The following is a 16375-nucleotide window of genomic DNA, read 5'->3' as shown; positions in this document are numbered from 1 at the left end:
CATTTTAAACGCGCACCAAATTGGGGTCGTACCGCCCCACCGGCTCGCGGCCGGCCGACGCCAGCCGCACCATCAATACCACCGCCGCCAGCGTCAGGCCAGCGGCGCCCCCATTGTGCAGGACGGCGATCAGCAGCGGCCACTGGAAGAAGATGGTGGTCAGTCCCGTGAAGAGCTGAGCGGCCAAGAGGGCCAGCATCAGCGTGGCCGGGCCGCGCAGGCCGGGCTCGGCCGCGCGCAGCCGCCACGCCAGAATGCCTAGATAGACGAACACCACGAAGGCGAAGTTGCGGTGCACCCAGTGGATCGCCGTCAGCGCGGGCTGCGAGATCATTTCGCCGGAAGGCAGTTCGCCCAGGCCCCGGATTACGGAATAGCCGCCATGGAAGTCCATTTCCGGCACCCATTGCCCGTGGCAGGTGGGAAAGTCCATGCAGGCCAGCGCCGCATAGTTGGTGCTGACCCAGCCGCCTAACGTCACCTGCACCAGCAGCAACCCGAAGCCGACCGCCACCCAGGGTTTCCAGCGCGCCGCCTGGGCGCTTACCGGCAGGTGCGGACGCTCGCGCGAAGACAGCCAGGTCATCAGCGCCAGCACCGACAGGCCGAAGACCAGGTGCGCGGTCACGACGGCGGGCATGAGCTTGTGGGTCACGGTCCAGGCGCCGAACGCGCCCTGCACGCACACGGCGACCAGCGTCGTGATGGCCAGCGCGGGCGAACGGCCCAGTTCGCGGCGATAACGCCACGCCATGTAGACGATGCCGATGATGAGCATGCCCAGGATGGCGCCGACATAGCGGTGGATCATCTCGATCCAGGCCTTGGACAGCGTCACCGGCCCGAAGGGCATGGCCTGCGAGGCCTCATGGATGTCGCCCATCGCGCCGATCGGCGTGACGCTGCCGTAGCAGCCGGGCCAGTCCGGACAGCCCAGGCCGGAATCCGTCAGGCGCACGAAGGCGCCGAACATGATGAGGTCCAGCGTCAGGAACCAGGTAAAGAAGACGAGCTTGCGATAACGCGCTTTGATGCGTTCCATATTCAAATCAAAAACCTACATTCAACCAATGCGCGAGTTATAGACGAGCTTGCTGATGTCCTTGCGCACCCGCACGCCATCCGCCTCGGCGGGATACTGCATCATCAGGTTGCCCAGCGGATCGATCACCCAGATCGGATCCTGCAGGCCGGGCTGGCCGGCGGCCGTATCGCGCGCCAAGAGGAACCGCGCCAGCTGATCCGGATCCACGCGCACCATCACCGTGCCCTTGTAGGCCTCCAGCACCTTGTCCGGCACCACGGCATCGTCCGTGATGAACCAGACGCGCGCCAGGCGATCCACGTTCTTGCCCTGGCTGGCGTGGCTGTTGCGCGTGATGAAAAGCTTGCGCGCGCAGCTTTCGGGGCAGGCCGCGCCGTCGGCGGCCACCAGCAGCCATTTGCCCTTCAGGCTTTCCAGATCGAAGGGCTTGCCGTCCAGCGTGGTCAGGCGCAGTTCCGTCGCCGCGGGCATGGGCCGCTGCGGCGACAGCAGCGTACCGTAATTGCTGGAATCGCTGGGCCACCACTGCGGGTTCATGTAGACCACGAACGCCGCGACGATAGGCGCCAGCGAGCACAGGAACACCAGCACCATGGGTGTCAGCGAACGCTTGACTGCAGGCTTGTTGGTTGGAATGTCGCGAGCCACTTTTTATCCTGGAATAGCGTTGGTCATCTGCGCGCACGCATGCGCGCCTGGGCCTGCTGGTCCACGCGCTGGCGTGAGCGGCGGATGGCGCCCCCCAGCACCACCAGCCATGCAATGGCGGCAATCGCGCCAAAAGCGAACCACTGTACCGCGTACGACGTGTTCTGCTGGAAATCGACAGAGGGCTGGGGCCAGTCGCGCACCAGGCCGTCGTCGACCTGGCCGCCCTGGCTCAGCACCGTGGGCAAAAGATTCAGGCCGGTCGCGCGGGCATAGGCGTCCAGCGGCAGATTCTGCACCTGCGGCACCGCGGCGCTGCCGGTGGCGGGCAGGGTGGAGGTTTCCGTGCCGCTCAGCGACCACAGCTCGAACATGCGCGGCACGCGAACGGACAACTCGCCTTGCACGGTCTGCACGCCCTCGGGCGTGGCCGGCAGTTGCGGTTCGCCCTGGCCCTGGATGACGCGCGGCAGCCAGCCCCGCAGCACCAGCACCGCGCGATTCGTGGCCGCATCCAGCAACAGCGGCGTGGCCAGCCAGTAGCCCGGCCGGCCGTCATGGTTGCGATTGTCCAGCAGTACACTGAATTGCGGCAGCCACGTGCCGCTTGCCTGTGCCACGCGCCACGCCGTCATGTCGGCGGGCGGCGTGGACGGCGTCAGCATCAGCGGCGCTTGCTTGCGGCCCGCTTCGATCGCGGCCAGAATGGCGCGTCGCTCATCGCTGCGGCGCAATTGCCATTGCCCCAGCGACACCAGAACCATCACGGTCAGGCCAAGCAGCAGTAAGGCGGCTACCGTGTAGCGGGTGGAATGCGGTCGGGACATCTGTCGTTGCTAAATCTGAATAGTCGGGAGACCACAATGCGCGTTTTCGTCGTTCTGGCCTTCATCGGGATACTGGCCAGCCTGGCATCCGCCCTGGTCTACCTGATGCGGGACAAAGGTACCACCAACCGCACGGTCAACGCGCTGACGGTCCGCATCGGCCTGTCGGTCGCCCTGTTCCTGTTCGTGCTGTTCGCCCATTACATGGGCTGGATCGAAAGCACCGGTTTTAGATAGGCTGCGCGGGTCCCGGTTCCCCGGACCCTGCGCCGCGCCCGCTGGCGCGTCCCGCCAGATGGCCCGAAAGCGCGACGGACGCCGGCTTGCCGCCCGGTCATCCCTTCGCGCTTTCCCGTGCCGCTGCCGCAGCCGGCGCCGCCGGCCACAGCTTGAACCACGCAGTTAGAACCAATACACGAACAGGTAAAGGCCCAGCCACACCACGTCGACAAAGTGCCAATACCAGGCCGCGCCTTCGAAGCCGAAGTGATGGTCCGCCGTGAAATGGCCTCGGATCAGGCGAATCAGGATGACCGTGAGCATCGTGGCGCCCAGGATCACGTGGAACCCGTGAAAGCCGGTCAGCATGTAGAACAGCGACCCGTACGCGCCCGAGTTGAACTTGAGGTTCAGGTCCTGGTAGGCGTGGATGTACTCAAACGCCTGACAGGCCACGAAGACAAAGCCCAGGATGACGGTGGCCGCCAGCCAGAACTTCGTCTTGCCGCGGTGGTTTTCACGCAGCGCATGGTGGGCGATGGTCAGCGTGACGCCGGAGCTCAGCAGCAGGGCCGTGTTGATCGTGGGCAGCCAGAAGGGGCCCACGGTCTGGAAGGGTTCCACCACGCCAGCCGGGCCGAAGTTCGGCCACGCTGCCTGGAAGTCCGGCCACAGCATCAGGCGGTGATCGATGTCGCCCAGCCACGGCGTCGTGATCGTGCGCGTGTACCAGAGCGCGCCAAAGAACGCTGCGAAGAACATCACCTCGGAGAAGATGAACCAGCTCATGCTCCAGCGGTACGAACCGTCGATGCGCTTGCTGTTCAGGCCCGTCTCGGATTCGTGGATGGCGTCGCCAAACCAGTAATACATGACGATGATGACGCCGATGAACCCCACCAGCACGGACCACTTGCCCCAGTCCACGCCGTTGACCCAGGCCGCGGCCCCCAGGCCCATGAAGAGCAGTGCCACGGCCATGCGCACGGGATGGCCCGAGTCGGCGGGGACAAAGTAGTACGGTGCCTCTTTACCTTGAACCGAGTGGCTTGCACTCATGGCTTTCTCCCTGGTACAGATTTAGATTTAGGTAATTCAAGTCAGGCTGGAAACGGCCCAACGAACAATTAAAACCAGCACAGTCACAAAGATTGCCGCTGCCAGCAGCCCGGCCACGATGACGTGGACCGGATTGAGCTTGGCGCTGTCCTCACGGTAGCCCGCGCCCTTGCGCACGCCGAAGAACCCCCACGCCACCGCCTTCATCGTCTGAAGGAAACTCAGCTTGCGCTGAGACGTTTCGCGAAGGTCGTCGCTCATGACCAGGCCTCTAGCCGACGGCCTTGCCGGTCAGCAAGGCCGAACCGCGGATCACCGTCCAGGCAAACACAGCAACGACAAAAACCAGAAGAACCAGTCCTGCGATCTTGTTACGGCGGCGCTGCTCGGGTGTCATTGCTGTGCTACCTGAAACATGGATAGGGATTTACTTCACTTCGGGCGGCGTTTCGAAGGTATGGAACGGCGCGGGCGACGGCACCGTCCATTCCAGTCCTTCGGCGCCTTCCCACGGCTTGGCCGGGGCCGGTTCGCCCTTGCCCATGTAGCAGCGCACGATCGCCCACAGGAAAATCAGCTGCGACAGGCCGAACCAGAACGCGCCGATGGTGGCGAGCTGATGGAACGTCGTGAATTGCGCGGCATAGTCGGCGTAGCGGCGAGGCATGCCGGCCAGACCCAGGAAGTGCATCGGGAAGAAGGTCACGTTGAACGAGATCAGCGTGGACCAGAAGTGCAGCTTGCCCAGCTTTTCGCTGTACATGCGGCCCGTCCACTTCGGCACCCAGTAATAGGCGCCGGCAAACAGCGCGAACAGCGAGCCGGCCACCAGCACGTAGTGGAAGTGAGCCACCACGTAATAGGTGTCGTGGACCTGGATGTCGATGGGCGCCACCGACAGGATCAGGCCGGTGAAGCCGCCCATCGTGAACACGAAGATGAAGCCGATGGAGAACAGCATCGGCGTCTCGAACGTCATGGACCCGCGCCACATCGTCGCGACCCAGTTGAACACCTTCACCCCGGTCGGGATGGAGATGAGCATCGTGGCGTACATGAAGTAGAGCTGGCCGGTCACCGGCATGCCCGTCGTAAACATGTGGTGCGCCCACACGATGAACGACAGCACGGCGATGGAGGCGGTGGCGTACACCATCGAGGCGTAGCCGAAGAGCTTCTTGCGGGCGAACGCGGGCACGATGGCCGACACGATACCGAACGCCGGCAAGATCATGATGTAGACCTCGGGGTGCCCGAAGAACCAGAACACGTGCTGGTACAGGACCGGGTCACCGCCGGCGGCGGCATTGAAGAAGCCCGTGCCGAAGTGGCGGTCGGTCAGCACCATGGTGATGGCGGCAGCCAGCACCGGCATCACGGCCAGCAGCAGGAACGCGGTGATCAGCCAGGTCCAGCAGAACAGCGGCATCTTCATCAGCGTCAGGCCGGGTGCCCGCATGTTCAGGATGGTCACGATGATGTTGATCGCGCCCATGATGGACGACGCGCCCATGATGTGAATGGCGAAGATGGCCAGGTCCATGCCGGGGCCCATCTGCAGCGACAGCGGCGCGTACAGCGTCCAGCCCGCGGCGGTGGCGCCGCCCGGCACGAAGAACGAGGCGGTCAGCATGATCGCGGCAACCGGCAGCAGCCAGAAGCTGAAGTTGTTCATCCGCGCGAACGCCATGTCCGACGCGCCGATCTGCATCGGGATCATCCAGTTCGCGAAGCCCACGAAGGCCGGCATGATGGCGCCGAACACCATGATCAGGCCGTGCATCGTGGTGAACTGGTTGAACAGCTCGGGGCGGAAGAACTGCAGGCCGGGCTCGAACAGCTCGGTGCGCAGCAGGAGGGCCAGCGTGCCGCCCTCAAGAAGCATGACGAACGAGAAGATGAGATACATCGTCCCGATGTCTTTGTGGTTCGTGGCAAAAAGCCAGCGGCGCCAGCCCGTGGGCACGCCGTGGTGGTGGTCATCGTGACCGTGGCCGTGGCCCGGCGACACGTGGTCTACAGTGACGCTGCTCATGATGGACTCCTTCCTGCTGAGTGCCAGCCCCGTCCAACGGGGCGGCAGGGTATCTCTGACTAAACGGAACCGGTTCTACGGTGAAGGAACGGCGCGCGCGCAATCAGCGCGCGGGCGTGATGTCCTTCGGAAGAACCGTCGGGTCCTGCCCCTTGCCGGCATTGCTCCAGGCATGGCGCGTATAGCTGATGACCGCTGCGATCTCGACATCGTTGAGCTGCCCGCCAAACGCCGCCATGGCGGTGCCGGGCTTGCCCTTCAGCACGGTGTTGATCTGCTCCCCCTTGGGGCCCAGAACAACCTTGTCTCCGTCGAGCGGCGGGAAGGAACCGGGAATGCCCTTGCCGTTGGCCTGGTGGCAGGCCACGCAATTCGCCGCGAAGACCTTTTCGCCGCGGGCAACCAGTTCAGCTTCCGTCCACTCTTTATTGGGATCGTCGGCGTTTGCCGCCATCTTCTTCTTTTGGTCTTCAACCCACTTATCGTAGTCGGGCTGCGCCAGGACTTCCACGACGATGGGCATGAAGGCGTGGTCCTTGCCGCACAGTTCCGCGCACTGGCCGCGATAGATGCCAGGCTTTTCGGCGTTGAACCAGGTGTCACGCAGGAAGCCGGGGATGGCGTCCTGCTTCACGCCGAAGTCCGGAACCATCCACGAGTGGATGACGTCGGCTGCCGTGAGGACGATGCGGACCTTCTTGTTGGCGGGGACGACCAGGTGGTTGTCCACTTCCATCAGATAGAACTCGCCCTTGGGCTCGCGGTTCTCGATCTGAGCGCGCGGCGTGGAAAGCGTGGAGAGGAACTTGATGCCGGCGGCCGAGCCGTCCAGATATTCGTAGCCCCACTTCCATTGATAGCCGGTGACCTTGACGGTCAGATCCGCGCTGGAAGTGTCCTTCATGGCGACGACCGTCTTGGTGGCCGGCAGCGCCATGGCGATGACGATGATGAAGGGGATGACGGTCCAGGCGACTTCGACGCCCAGGTGTTCGTGGAAGGTCGCCGCCTTGTGGCCGCGGGACTTCCGGTGCGCCCAGATGGAGTAGAACATCACTCCGAAGACGCCGATGAAAATCACAATACAGATCGTGAGCAGCAACCAATGCAGCCACATGATGTCGCGCGAAATCGCGGTGACGCCTTCATGCAGGTTCAGCTGATTGACCTTCGGACCGCCGGGCATGTTTTGCACCTGGGCACCGGCCACGCCGCCAATCAGCATCGCACAAGCCCCCAGTATCCCTCTCCACTTCTTCATGCTTACCTCGAAATACGGCGCGAAGGCCCATTTGCTGGTGGCGGAAGTCACCGGAATACGGGCAACACGCAATTATTAGATGGCAGGGCGATGCAGGGAGATAGAGCGGCCCTGTCGTTCCCTCTCGAAATCACAAAGAAACTGGCGGATTATAGCGGACGCGCAAACAGATGTAATTTAGTGCTCTTGAATTCATGCGGCCCGCCCCCATGTGCGCTCGCCCCTTGACTGCGGGCCGTAAACCGGGTGGCTTAAAATCGCCAGCAACCTCATCTCCTTGGCGCCACAATGCAAAAGCAGTTGCCCGATTTGTATGCCGCCCTGTGCGCCCGCGCGCAGGAGCCCGCCCCGGAAGGCGCGCGCGCTCTATATATAGCGGGGCGCCGCTGCGGCTGGGCCACGCACGCGGCCTGCGACGCGCTGCGCGATGCGCCGCAAATGCGCGCGGACGACGCCGCACTTCGCATCGGCGAGGGCCTTGCCCCCGGCAATGCGCTGAACACCGTGCTGGAACAGGCCGCGGAACTGTTGCGCCAAGCCAACTGCCTGCGCGGCTGGCGCGATGAATTGCTGGACGTTCTGGATGGCGACGAGGCGCTGGGCGTCATCGAACGCGCGGCCGTACGGCCGCTGGGTCTGTTGACCAAGGCCGTGCATCTGAACGCGTGGACGCCCGACGGCAAGCTGTGGGTCGCCCGGCGCTCGCTCAGCAAGTCAACCGATCCCGGTATGTGGGACACACTGGTCGGCGGACTGGCGGGAAGGGGCGAGGACTTGGAACTGGCGCTGGTGCGCGAATGCGGCGAAGAAGCTGGCCTGGACGAACCCGACCTTGCGCGCCGCACGCCGCTGCGCACGATCCTGCGCATCCACCGCCGGCTGCCCGAGGGCTATCAAGTTGAAGACGTGCTGACCAGCACGTGCATCCTGGCGCCTGACGCGCGGCCCGCCAACCGTGATGGCGAGGTCATGGAAATCGCGACCGTCGACATCGCGACGGCCTTGCACCATATCGCCGAAGGCGAGTTCACGCTGGAAGCCGCCCTCGTGCTGGTCGAGGACATCATGCGGCGCCAGGCCGCCGGCGACATCTCGATCTGAATCGCTGAACCGGGCTGTGCCCGCGGGGCGGGCCCAGCCACTTCCAATGACATTTGCCGGCACGCGCGCGATGGCGCCCCCGGCAGACTACGTCTAACGGGACGCCGGTTCCGGCGCTCCCAGCACGGGACCGCTTGGCGCGGCCGGGCCCGACGCGTCGGCGCCCGACGCAGCGGCGCCCGACACATCATCGCCGTCCGCAGGCTCGCCGCGCAGCTCACGCGCCGCCCGCAGATCCTCGGCTTGCGGCGGACCGCCGGCGCCCGCCGCTTCTGCGGCTTCGGCCGCCTGCGCCGGACTAGGTCCTGCGACCGGCGCGGGCGTGGCCGCCGCCGCCGCGGAGGCCTGCGAAAACTGCTTCCAGACTTCAATCGCGCGCAACCGCTGTTTGGCCACCACCTGGATGCGGTCGCGCAGGTTTTCGTCGCGGGCCAGCAGCGCATGGAAGTCGCGCGAAGACAGCATCAAAAGCTTGCTGTACCCCAGCGACGTCACGTCCGGCGTCAGTTGCTCTTCGCCCAGCAGGCCCAGCTCGCCAAAGAACTCGCCGCTGCCCAGTTCGATCATGGTGTTGTCGGGCAGATGGACCGCCACCGCGCCTGATGCCACAAAGCACATCTCCTCGCCGTGCCGCCCCTTGGTGAGGACCCGCTGGTCCGGCAGGGCCAGGCGCGGCTTGAGCAGCTTGCTGATGGCACGCAGCGAATCGGGCGACAGGCCTTCAAAGAGCGGCACGCGCTTGATGAGTTCGGCCGCGCTCATTTCGATGTCCAGCGGCGGATGCTTGTCGATGTGCGCCCAGCGGCTTTTCAGTTGCTCGGTCAGGTCGGCATAGACTTCGCCGCTGATCAGGAACTGCTCAAGCATGTCGCGGTAGCGGATGCGTTCGAGCTCGCGGGCTACTCGGCCCAGATAGCTTTCCTGCAGCCATTGGGCGTACGACGGATATTGCAGGTTCAGCGCCTGCATGGCGTTTTCGATCAGGTCCAGGCGGCGCTGATGCAGAGACACGATGCGCTGCGTGGCCTCTTCGCCAAGCAGCGGCGTGATCTGTTCGCGGGCAAAGCCGATCAAGCGCTGCGCGACCGACCGCTTGCTCATCAGGTTGGCAAAGCGTTGGCCAAGCTCGCGCGCCAGCCAGCCTTGAAATCCGAATACGTAATGCAGCCGCAGCGCCAGCCGGAAGCCCGTCGAATAGCGGACGTCGGCGGCAATGGCGCGCTCGAAGCCCTCCACGCCGCCCAGCCGGATCGCGTCTTCCAGCCGCTCGGCCCGCGCCAGCAGCGTTTCGGCCATGCGCCAGTCCACGATCTGCGCCTTCAGGATGTCGAAGAACATTTCCTCTTCGCGCTGCGCCACGATGGCCAAGCCAACGGCCACGCGCTGCTCGTCGGTCATCTGGCTGACCCGGCCGTCGTGCACGCTGGCCAGGCTGGCGTCGAACACCGCACGGATGCGGTCGCGCACTTCGTTGCCGATATGCTCGGCCTTGGCGACTTCCTCGGTCTTGCCCTGCAGGTCTTCCAGCGCCACGGCCAGCACCTGGTTGCGGATGGTGCGCTCCACGGGCGACAGCTGGTTCAGCCCGAGCATCCGGATCAGCGGCCGCAAGCTGATGCCGTTGACGAACAAGGTCATCAGCACGAACCCGGTCGTGGCTACGGCAATGAACTGGCGCGCCTCTTCGGGCACGCCGGTCTGTTCGGTCACCGCTAGCGCCAGCGCCAGCGACACGGCGCCGCGCAGTCCGCCCCACAGCATCACCACCTTGTAGGGATTGCTGACCTTGGTGCCCAACCGCGTCAGGCCCAACAACGGCAGCAGTCCGAACACCACGATCCCGCGCGCCACCAGCGTCACGACGAACACCACGCCCACCAGCACCAGTTCCTGCCAATCGGCCGCGGCCATCAGCTTGGGGATCAGCATGGCGGCAAACAGGAAGATGAGGGAATTGGCCCAGAAGCCAAACTGCTCCCACGCGCTGGACAGATGCTCGAAGGTGGTGGGGGACATGCGCGTGCGGCCGGTGGACCCCACCACGAGACCCGCGATCACGGTGGCGACCACGCCCGAGACATTCAGGTAGTGCTCGGAAATGAAGAAGGACAGATAGGCCAGCGTCAGGGTCAGCGTGATCTCGGCCGTGGGAAAGCCGCGCAGCCAGGCAAACAGGAAACAGGCCAGGCGCCCCATCGCAAAGCCGGCCACGCCGCCGCCGATGAAGTGCACGATGAAGTCGTTGAAGATGCCGCTGACGGACAGCTCGCCCTTCCCGCTCAGCACCGCCAGCAGCACGGAATACAGCGCGATGGACGCCGCGTCGTTGAACAGGCTTTCGCCCTCGACCAGCGTGGTCAGTCGCTTGGGCGCGCCCACTTCGCGAAAGATGCCGACCACCGCCACCGGATCGGTCGTGGCCACAATGGCGCCGAGCAGCAGGCACACCACCAGCCCGTAGGGCGAGATGGCGTCCAGCGTTACGCCGACCACGACGGTGCAGACAACCACGGCCACGATGGCCATCATCAGGATCGGACCGATGTCGTCCATCAGCCGCCGCACGTTCATCGACAGTGCCGTCTCAAAGAGCAGCACCGGCAGGAACACCATCAGGAAGGTCTCTGACGAGATCTCAAAGCGCTCCAGCGAATCGAGAAAGTCGCCGATCCAGGCGGGCGCCCAGCCGTGCACGTGAATGACGATCCCGAGCAGACAGCCAACGATAGCGAGCAGCACCGAATAAGGCAGCTTGACGCGGCCGGCCAGGGGCGGCATGAAGCAGACCAGCGTGAGCAGGCCCGCAAGACCAAATACGAGAAAACCAACATCCATGGGTAGCGCCGCGTCCCGATCGTAGTGCGTATGAGAAGTTCCACAAGAATAGCGGCTTTTTTCCGGCGCTCGCGGGCGGGACGTGACGGGAATCGTGGAGAATGCACGTTTCGTTACCCCAATGGACGCTTGCGATACGTGCCGCGCCATGTTTTTTGGGTAATGTGGCATCACGCGAACTTTTGCAGGAGCGGCACGTGGCACGCATCCACACCTTGACCCGGCGCCACGACGCGCCCGCGATGCTCGTCCAGTTGACCGATAGCCATCTTTTCGGCGAGCCCGAAACGTCGATGCTGGGCGTCAATACCGACGCGAGCCTGCGCGCCGTACTGCGCCAGATCGAGGCCGACGGCAAGCATCCCGACCTGCTGCTCGCCACGGGCGACCTGTCGCAGGATGGCGAGGCCGCAGGCTACCAGCGCTTTGCGCGCATCCTGTCCGAATCGGCCGCGCTGGATCGCGCGACCATCCGCTGCCTGCCGGGCAACCACGATCAACCGTCCGTTCTGCGCCAGGAATTGTCCGACTGGTCGATGCCGGTGACGGACGTGGGCGCATGGCGCATCGTCACGCTGGACACGACGGTGCCCGGATCGAACGCAGGCCATCTGTGCAACAGCGAACTCGACATGCTGGAAGCGGCGCTGGCCCAGGCGCCCAACCGCCACACGCTGGTGGCGATGCATCACAACCCGATGCAGATCGACAGCCACTGGCATGACTCGATGATGATCGACAACCCGCAGGCGCTCTTCAAGCTGCTGGCGCGGTTTCCGCAGGTGCGCGTGCTGCTGTGGGGCCATGTGCACCACGAGTTCGACCGCCGCCGCCACAATCTGCGCATGCTGGCCACGCCGTCAACGTGCTTTCAGTTCAGCATCCGCGACGGCAAGCACATCGTCGACAACATGGCGCCGGGCTACCGGTGGATCAAGCTGTATCAGGATGGGTCGATGGCAACCGGCGTGCGCCGCGTGCAGGACGCGCTGTGGCACACCGCGCTGCAAGCGCCAGACAGCGCGCGCGCAGCTTGATCTGTTTGGGGGCTGCGTGCGATATGCGCGCTGCGTTCCAAATGGGGCTGCGTTTTATATATGGAGGCTGCGTTTTAGATGGGCGCTGCGTTCCGAGCGCGCATAAAAAACGGGGCACCGATATGCTAGGTGCCCCGCAAGCATCCGTCTCATAGGGGAGGGGAAAGAGGAGAAGCCGAGACGGATGACAAGACTGCTAACCGAAGTTCGCGGTCTACATGAAGTTAGGCGGCGCCTTCCTCATTAAGTTTCTGCGAACGCAGAAAATTTGCCCCGAATTTGTATCAATTTATTGGCCACCTGCCGCCAGGGATACCCGCTGCAAGAAGCGCGGATGTCATGCGCCAAAGAAAAAGGCCGCAATATGCGGCCTTTTTCGTGCGCGGAGCAGAAATCACGAAGCGAGGTTGCCGCGCATCTTCTTGAGCGCCGCCGCTTCGATCTGGCGGATGCGTTCGGCCGACACGCCGAACTCTTGCGCAAGCTCGTGCAGCGTGGCGCCGCCGTCGTCCTGCAGCCAGCGGGCTTCGACGATGCGGCGCGAGCGCGGATCCAGCGCTTCGAGCGCAGTGGTCAGGCCGGCGCTTTGCAGATGATCGCGCGCGGCGCGCTCCAGCACGCGCGTGGGTTCCTGGCGGCCCTCGTCGGACAGGTAGGCGATCGGCGCGTAGCTGTCGTCGTCATCGTCCTGGTTTTCCAGCGACATGTCGCGGCCGGACATGCGGACTTCCATTTCGCTCACGTCTTCGTGGCGCACGTTCAGCTCGCGAGCGATGTGGTCGACCTGATCCGGGTCCAGGGTCTGGCCGTCGGGACGCATGCTGCGCAGGTTGAAGAACAGCTTGCGCTGCGCCTTGGTCGTGGCCACCTTGACCAGCCGCCAGTTGCGGATGATGTATTCGTGGATTTCGGCCTTGATCCAGTGCACGGCGAACGACACCAGGCGCACGCCGCGCTCGGGGTCGAAACGTTTGACGGCCTTCATCAGGCCGACGTTGCCTTCCTGGATGAGGTCGGCGTGGGGCAGGCCGTAACCCAGATACTGACGGGCCACGGACACCACAAGACGCAGATGCGAAAGAATCAGCTCGCGGGCGGCGCCCAGGTCTTCCTGGTCGCGCAGGCGGCGGCCGAGTTCTGTTTCGCGATCCGCGGACAACACCGGCAGGCGGTTGACCGCGGAAATATAAGCGTCGATCGTACCGAGAGCGCCCGGATTGGCGATGGCCAACGCCAGAGCGTTGCCGGAGGCGGTCAACGAGGTACTGGGTTGCTTCATAGCGGGGGTCTCCGGATGGCGAGATAACGACATGAATTCGATGTTAGCACTCAAGTAATAGGAGTGCTAATTCGACTGTTGCGACGCGTCAAAGTTTCATTCCTGTAGCGCGTCCCCATTTATTCGGTGCGCCGGGAGCCCTTCACCATCCCAGGCGCTTCAGCCCTTCGGCGGTGGCTTCGCCGTCCGGACGGATGAAAAGCGCGCCGCGCGGGTCCATGAAGACCTGGTAGCGGGCCCCGTCGAACAGGGGCATGTAGGCGCCGCTGCCAAATTGGACATCGACAAAGGGGAACCAGTTCGGAAAACTTTTCTTCAGGGATCCGAGGTCCGGCGCGGGCCAGTCATCGAGGGGATGCACCGAACGCGTGGCCGTGGCTTCGCGGGCGGCGTCGCTGTAGCGGCCCGACAGGCGCTCCAACCGGTACAGCGGCGGCACGCCCGCCATCAGCGCCGGCAGTTTCCAGCGCACGACACGGGCGTCGATCTGCCATTGGTCGCCGTACAGCACATATTGCTTGTCGCCGATGCCCGGGGCGTTGGCGTTGACCTGAAACTGGCCCTCGGCCTGTTGGCGGATGTCGATGCGGGCGACCGGCTGGTCGGTGGTCAGGCGAACGAACTGCACCAGCGACAGCGCGAGCAGGCCCGATACGCACCCCAGGCACACCAGCAGCAAGCCACACGCGCGGCGGATCGGCCGGAACTGGAACATGCGGCGACCGCGCTCGTCGCGAGGGCCGCCCCGGCCCAGCAGCATGACGATGCCGGGCAAGAGAACGATGACGGCGCCCAGCAGGATCCAGGCGAAGGGAGCGATTCCGTTGATCAAATCAGGCGTTCCTATTCAAGCCGCCGCGGTGTGCAGCGCGGCGGGCGCAGGAAGCCGCCACCCGCCGCGGCAGGCTTCCCAGTATAGAAGCGCGTCTTCAGGCGCCCGGTTTTCCAAGCCGCTCGACGTGAAACCGGATGTGATCTTCGATGAACGTCGAGATGAAGTAATAGCCATGGTCGTAGCCGGCCTGGCGGCGCAGGGTGAGCGGCTGTCCGGCGGCGGCGCAGGCGGCCTCAAATACCTCGGGATACAACTGCTCGGCCAGGAATTGGTCGGCGTCGCCCTGGTCAATGAGGATGCCGCCAGGGAAGGGCTGCTGCAATCCGCGCATCAGGGCGGACGCATCGTAGGCCGCCCAATCCTCGGCTTGCGCACCCAGGTAGGCGCCGAAAGCCTTCTTGCCCCACGGGCATTGGCTGGGCGCCGCGATCGGCGCAAATGCCGAGACCGAACGGAATTTGCCGGGGTTGCGCAGCGCCAGCACCAGCGCGCCATGGCCGCCCATGGAGTGACCAAAGATGCCGGTCCGCGAGGCGTCGCCCGGCAGCGCGCCGCCGGTGACGATGGCGTGTAGCTCCTGGGTGACGTAGCTGTACATGCGGTAGTGGTCGCGCCATGCGGGCGTGGTGGCGTCGACATAAAAGCCGGCACCGGTGCCCAGGTCCCAACTTTCTTCCTCGCCGGGCACGCCGGCACCGCGCGGGCTGGTGTCGGGCGCCACCAGCATGACGCCCAATTCCGCTGCCAGCCGCTGCGCCCCGGCCTTGATCATGAAGGTTTCTTCGGTGCAGGTCAGGCCCGCCAGGTAGAACAGCACCGGCACCGGACCGTGCTCGGCCTGCGGCGGCACATAGACCGAAAAACGCATGGGCAGGCCGATCTCGGTGGAGTCGTAACGGTAAAAGCGCTGCGTGCCGCCGAAGCACCGATGCTGCGAGATGAGTTCGAGGGACGCGGCCATTGACTTGCTCCGGTAGAAAGAGGGGGAAAGCGGGGGGTAAAACGTCGGTGGATTAGGGGAATCCACGGTGCGACGTTCCGTCGCCGAATGTTAACCTGCCCCTCAATGACCGCCCGCCACAAAAAAATACGATTCCGCGCTCAGATTGTGGTCACGGGACTTGACCAGCGCCCATCGTGGCACTATTTATATACCGTGAGTGAAGACAACCCGTTCTTCCTGATACGCAAGCCCTGACACTATGGCCCGTCTGCCCCGTCTGTATGCCCCTGGGCTGCCCCAACTGGTGCAGGCCAACTTTATTCAGCCATTGGCGGCGCCATCGCAACCTGCGCCCGCCGACATCCTGAATCAGCTCGCCACGTGGCTGGGCGAATCGGCCCAGCGGCACCGGGTATCGGTGCACGGCTGGCTCCTCGCCAACGACCGCATCCTGCTTCTTGCCACGCCGGCCGACGAAGAAGGCCTGCCCCGGTTGATGCAGACGCTGGGCCGCAATCTCGCGGCACGGCTGCGCGGCGGCCGGGTGTTCGCGGGTCGATACCGGTCCGCCTTGCTGGAACCCGGCGCGTGGGTGCTGCCTTCGCTGGTCTGGCTGGAGACGTATCCGGTTCGCAGCGGCGCCTCGCAGGATCCCGATTCGTGGCCGTGGTCGTCCGCGTCCAGCCATACCGGCAACACCAGCGCCGCCCCCGCGCAATGGCAATCCGATCACGCCGATTACTGGGCTTGCGGCAACACGCCTTTCGACCGGCAGGCCAATTACCGCAAGCGGCTGCAAGATGGGCTGTCGCGCGAGGAAACCCAGCGCATCGACCAGGCGGTCTCTGGCCAGTGGGCGCTGGGCGGCCCCAGCTTCATTGCCAGCCTGGCGCACACCGCCAGCCGGCGCGTGGCGCCCGGCCAGCGTGGACGCCCGCGCAAGAAGCCCGCCGCGGCGCCCGCAGACACCGAGTCCAGTCCGCCGGCGCCAACGCCCTCCACGCCGCCGGTCAACAATTCCTAATCCCCGACCCGCCATCTCGGCGGGTTTTGTTTGCCTGCCTCCGGCGTCACTGTGCCGCTTTGCAGCAGAAGGACTTCGGTCGACCCGAGAGACCTGCGCGCCCACGCGCGAGCCCTGACTTGTGTCGTCGCGGAACCCTCGTCCCGATACCGTGCGATTTCGCCACACTCGACGTTGATCCCAGACAGAAAAAACCCCCTTTTAAATGGGGACGTATAACATCAGTT

The 16375-nt window shown here is 64.6% G+C and carries 16 protein-coding genes; 4 read left to right on the top strand and 12 right to left on the bottom strand.

What is annotated here, in order from left to right; translation table 11 throughout:
* Positions 1 to 4 precede the first annotated feature (4 nt).
* The 3 genes from AC6LJW_RS00595 to AC6LJW_RS00585 all read right to left on the bottom strand — a co-directional run bounded on the left by AC6LJW_RS00595 (position 5) and on the right by AC6LJW_RS00585 (position 2520).
* Positions 5 to 1042, bottom strand: a complete 1038-nt coding sequence (locus tag AC6LJW_RS00595; RefSeq protein ID WP_056565528.1) for a COX15/CtaA family protein — start codon at positions 1040 to 1042, stop codon at positions 5 to 7.
* A 21-nt stretch (positions 1043 to 1063) separates the two neighbouring features.
* The gene (locus AC6LJW_RS00590) at positions 1064 to 1639 is read right to left on the bottom strand and encodes an SCO family protein (protein WP_498086221.1); all 576 of its coding nucleotides are present in this window, start codon (positions 1637 to 1639) and stop codon (positions 1064 to 1066) included.
* Between the two features lie 77 nt (positions 1640 to 1716).
* Entirely contained in the window at positions 1717 to 2520 is an 804-nt protein-coding gene (locus tag AC6LJW_RS00585; protein WP_498086171.1) for an SURF1 family protein, read from the bottom strand.
* Between the two features lie 36 nt (positions 2521 to 2556).
* Between AC6LJW_RS00585 and AC6LJW_RS00580 the strand changes: the two genes are divergently transcribed.
* Entirely contained in the window at positions 2557 to 2757 is a 201-nt protein-coding gene (locus AC6LJW_RS00580) for a twin transmembrane helix small protein (protein ID WP_056320319.1), read from the top strand.
* A gap of 165 nt (positions 2758 to 2922) precedes the next feature.
* Here AC6LJW_RS00580 and AC6LJW_RS00575 read toward each other — a convergent pair whose 3' ends face one another.
* The 5 genes from AC6LJW_RS00575 to coxB form a co-directional block, all read right to left on the bottom strand.
* Positions 2923 to 3798 (bottom strand): cytochrome c oxidase subunit 3, encoded by an 876-nt coding sequence (locus tag AC6LJW_RS00575; RefSeq protein ID WP_056565536.1) that lies wholly within the window; start codon positions 3796 to 3798, stop codon positions 2923 to 2925.
* A gap of 36 nt (positions 3799 to 3834) precedes the next feature.
* Positions 3835 to 4059: a DUF2970 domain-containing protein gene (locus tag AC6LJW_RS00570; protein WP_056565538.1), complete on the bottom strand. Its 225-nt coding sequence runs from the start codon at positions 4057 to 4059 to the stop codon at positions 3835 to 3837.
* 10 nt (positions 4060 to 4069) lie between these two features.
* A complete protein-coding gene (locus AC6LJW_RS00565; protein ID WP_217467855.1) occupies positions 4070 to 4195 on the bottom strand; it encodes a cytochrome oxidase small assembly protein in 126 nt (41 codons plus the stop codon).
* Between the two features lie 30 nt (positions 4196 to 4225).
* On the bottom strand, positions 4226 to 5833 hold the full coding sequence (gene ctaD, locus AC6LJW_RS00560; RefSeq protein WP_056565541.1) for a cytochrome c oxidase subunit I: 1608 nt from the start codon (positions 5831 to 5833) through the stop codon (positions 4226 to 4228).
* 103 nt (positions 5834 to 5936) lie between these two features.
* Entirely contained in the window at positions 5937 to 7094 is a 1158-nt protein-coding gene (coxB, locus tag AC6LJW_RS00555) for a cytochrome c oxidase subunit II (RefSeq protein WP_056565543.1), read from the bottom strand.
* A gap of 288 nt (positions 7095 to 7382) precedes the next feature.
* Between coxB and AC6LJW_RS00550 the strand changes: the two genes are divergently transcribed.
* The gene (locus tag AC6LJW_RS00550; RefSeq protein ID WP_056565546.1) at positions 7383 to 8195 is read left to right on the top strand and encodes an NUDIX hydrolase; all 813 of its coding nucleotides are present in this window, start codon (positions 7383 to 7385) and stop codon (positions 8193 to 8195) included.
* A 93-nt stretch (positions 8196 to 8288) separates the two neighbouring features.
* Here AC6LJW_RS00550 and AC6LJW_RS00545 read toward each other — a convergent pair whose 3' ends face one another.
* On the bottom strand, positions 8289 to 11030 hold the full coding sequence (locus tag AC6LJW_RS00545; RefSeq protein ID WP_498086170.1) for a cation:proton antiporter: 2742 nt from the start codon (positions 11028 to 11030) through the stop codon (positions 8289 to 8291).
* Positions 11031 to 11227: 197 nt separating this feature from the next.
* On the opposite strand from AC6LJW_RS00545, the gene cpdA reads away from it, so the two are divergent.
* A complete protein-coding gene (cpdA, locus tag AC6LJW_RS00540) occupies positions 11228 to 12067 on the top strand; it encodes a 3',5'-cyclic-AMP phosphodiesterase (RefSeq protein ID WP_056565547.1) in 840 nt (279 codons plus the stop codon).
* A gap of 394 nt (positions 12068 to 12461) precedes the next feature.
* Here the strand turns inward: cpdA and rpoH are convergent, their stop codons facing one another.
* The 3 genes from rpoH to fghA form a co-directional block, all read right to left on the bottom strand.
* Entirely contained in the window at positions 12462 to 13346 is an 885-nt protein-coding gene (gene rpoH, locus AC6LJW_RS00535; RefSeq protein WP_056565550.1) for an RNA polymerase sigma factor RpoH, read from the bottom strand.
* Between the two features lie 142 nt (positions 13347 to 13488).
* Positions 13489 to 14178 (bottom strand): hypothetical protein, encoded by a 690-nt coding sequence (locus AC6LJW_RS00530; protein WP_056565553.1) that lies wholly within the window; start codon positions 14176 to 14178, stop codon positions 13489 to 13491.
* Positions 14179 to 14275: 97 nt separating this feature from the next.
* Positions 14276 to 15142, bottom strand: coding sequence for an S-formylglutathione hydrolase (gene fghA / locus AC6LJW_RS00525; protein ID WP_498086169.1), 867 nt, complete (start codon positions 15140 to 15142; stop codon positions 14276 to 14278).
* 241 nt (positions 15143 to 15383) lie between these two features.
* Between fghA and AC6LJW_RS00520 the strand changes: the two genes are divergently transcribed.
* Positions 15384 to 16148, top strand: a complete 765-nt coding sequence (locus tag AC6LJW_RS00520) for a hypothetical protein (protein ID WP_498086168.1) — start codon at positions 15384 to 15386, stop codon at positions 16146 to 16148.
* The last annotated feature ends 227 nt before the right edge of the window (positions 16149 to 16375 follow it).

The organism is Achromobacter sp. 1012554356 (genome assembly GCF_059760815.1).
This window is presented reverse-complemented; position numbering and strand designations above follow the sequence as displayed.

Bases quoted from the DNA above. Each gene is read 5' to 3' on its own strand.
- AC6LJW_RS00595 (WP_056565528.1), bottom strand. From the start codon at position 1,042: ATGGAACGCATCAAAGCGCGTTATCGCAAGCTCGTCTTCTTTACCTGG.
- AC6LJW_RS00590 (WP_498086221.1), bottom strand. From the start codon at position 1,639: ATGGTGCTGGTGTTCCTGTGCTCGCTGGCGCCTATCGTCGCGGCGTTC.
- AC6LJW_RS00585 (WP_498086171.1), bottom strand. From the start codon at position 2,520: ATGTCCCGACCGCATTCCACCCGCTACACGGTAGCCGCCTTACTGCTG.
- AC6LJW_RS00580 (WP_056320319.1), top strand. From the start codon at position 2,557: ATGCGCGTTTTCGTCGTTCTGGCCTTCATCGGGATACTGGCCAGCCTG.
- AC6LJW_RS00575 (WP_056565536.1), bottom strand. From the start codon at position 3,798: ATGAGTGCAAGCCACTCGGTTCAAGGTAAAGAGGCACCGTACTACTTT.
- AC6LJW_RS00570 (WP_056565538.1), bottom strand. From the start codon at position 4,059: ATGAGCGACGACCTTCGCGAAACGTCTCAGCGCAAGCTGAGTTTCCTT.
- AC6LJW_RS00565 (WP_217467855.1), bottom strand. From the start codon at position 4,195: ATGACACCCGAGCAGCGCCGCCGTAACAAGATCGCAGGACTGGTTCTT.
- ctaD (WP_056565541.1), bottom strand. From the start codon at position 5,833: ATGAGCAGCGTCACTGTAGACCACGTGTCGCCGGGCCACGGCCACGGT.
- coxB (WP_056565543.1), bottom strand. From the start codon at position 7,094: ATGAAGAAGTGGAGAGGGATACTGGGGGCTTGTGCGATGCTGATTGGC.
- AC6LJW_RS00550 (WP_056565546.1), top strand. From the start codon at position 7,383: ATGCAAAAGCAGTTGCCCGATTTGTATGCCGCCCTGTGCGCCCGCGCG.
- AC6LJW_RS00545 (WP_498086170.1), bottom strand. From the start codon at position 11,030: ATGGATGTTGGTTTTCTCGTATTTGGTCTTGCGGGCCTGCTCACGCTG.
- rpoH (WP_056565550.1), bottom strand. From the start codon at position 13,346: ATGAAGCAACCCAGTACCTCGTTGACCGCCTCCGGCAACGCTCTGGCG.
- fghA (WP_498086169.1), bottom strand. From the start codon at position 15,142: ATGGCCGCGTCCCTCGAACTCATCTCGCAGCATCGGTGCTTCGGCGGC.
- AC6LJW_RS00520 (WP_498086168.1), top strand. From the start codon at position 15,384: ATGGCCCGTCTGCCCCGTCTGTATGCCCCTGGGCTGCCCCAACTGGTG.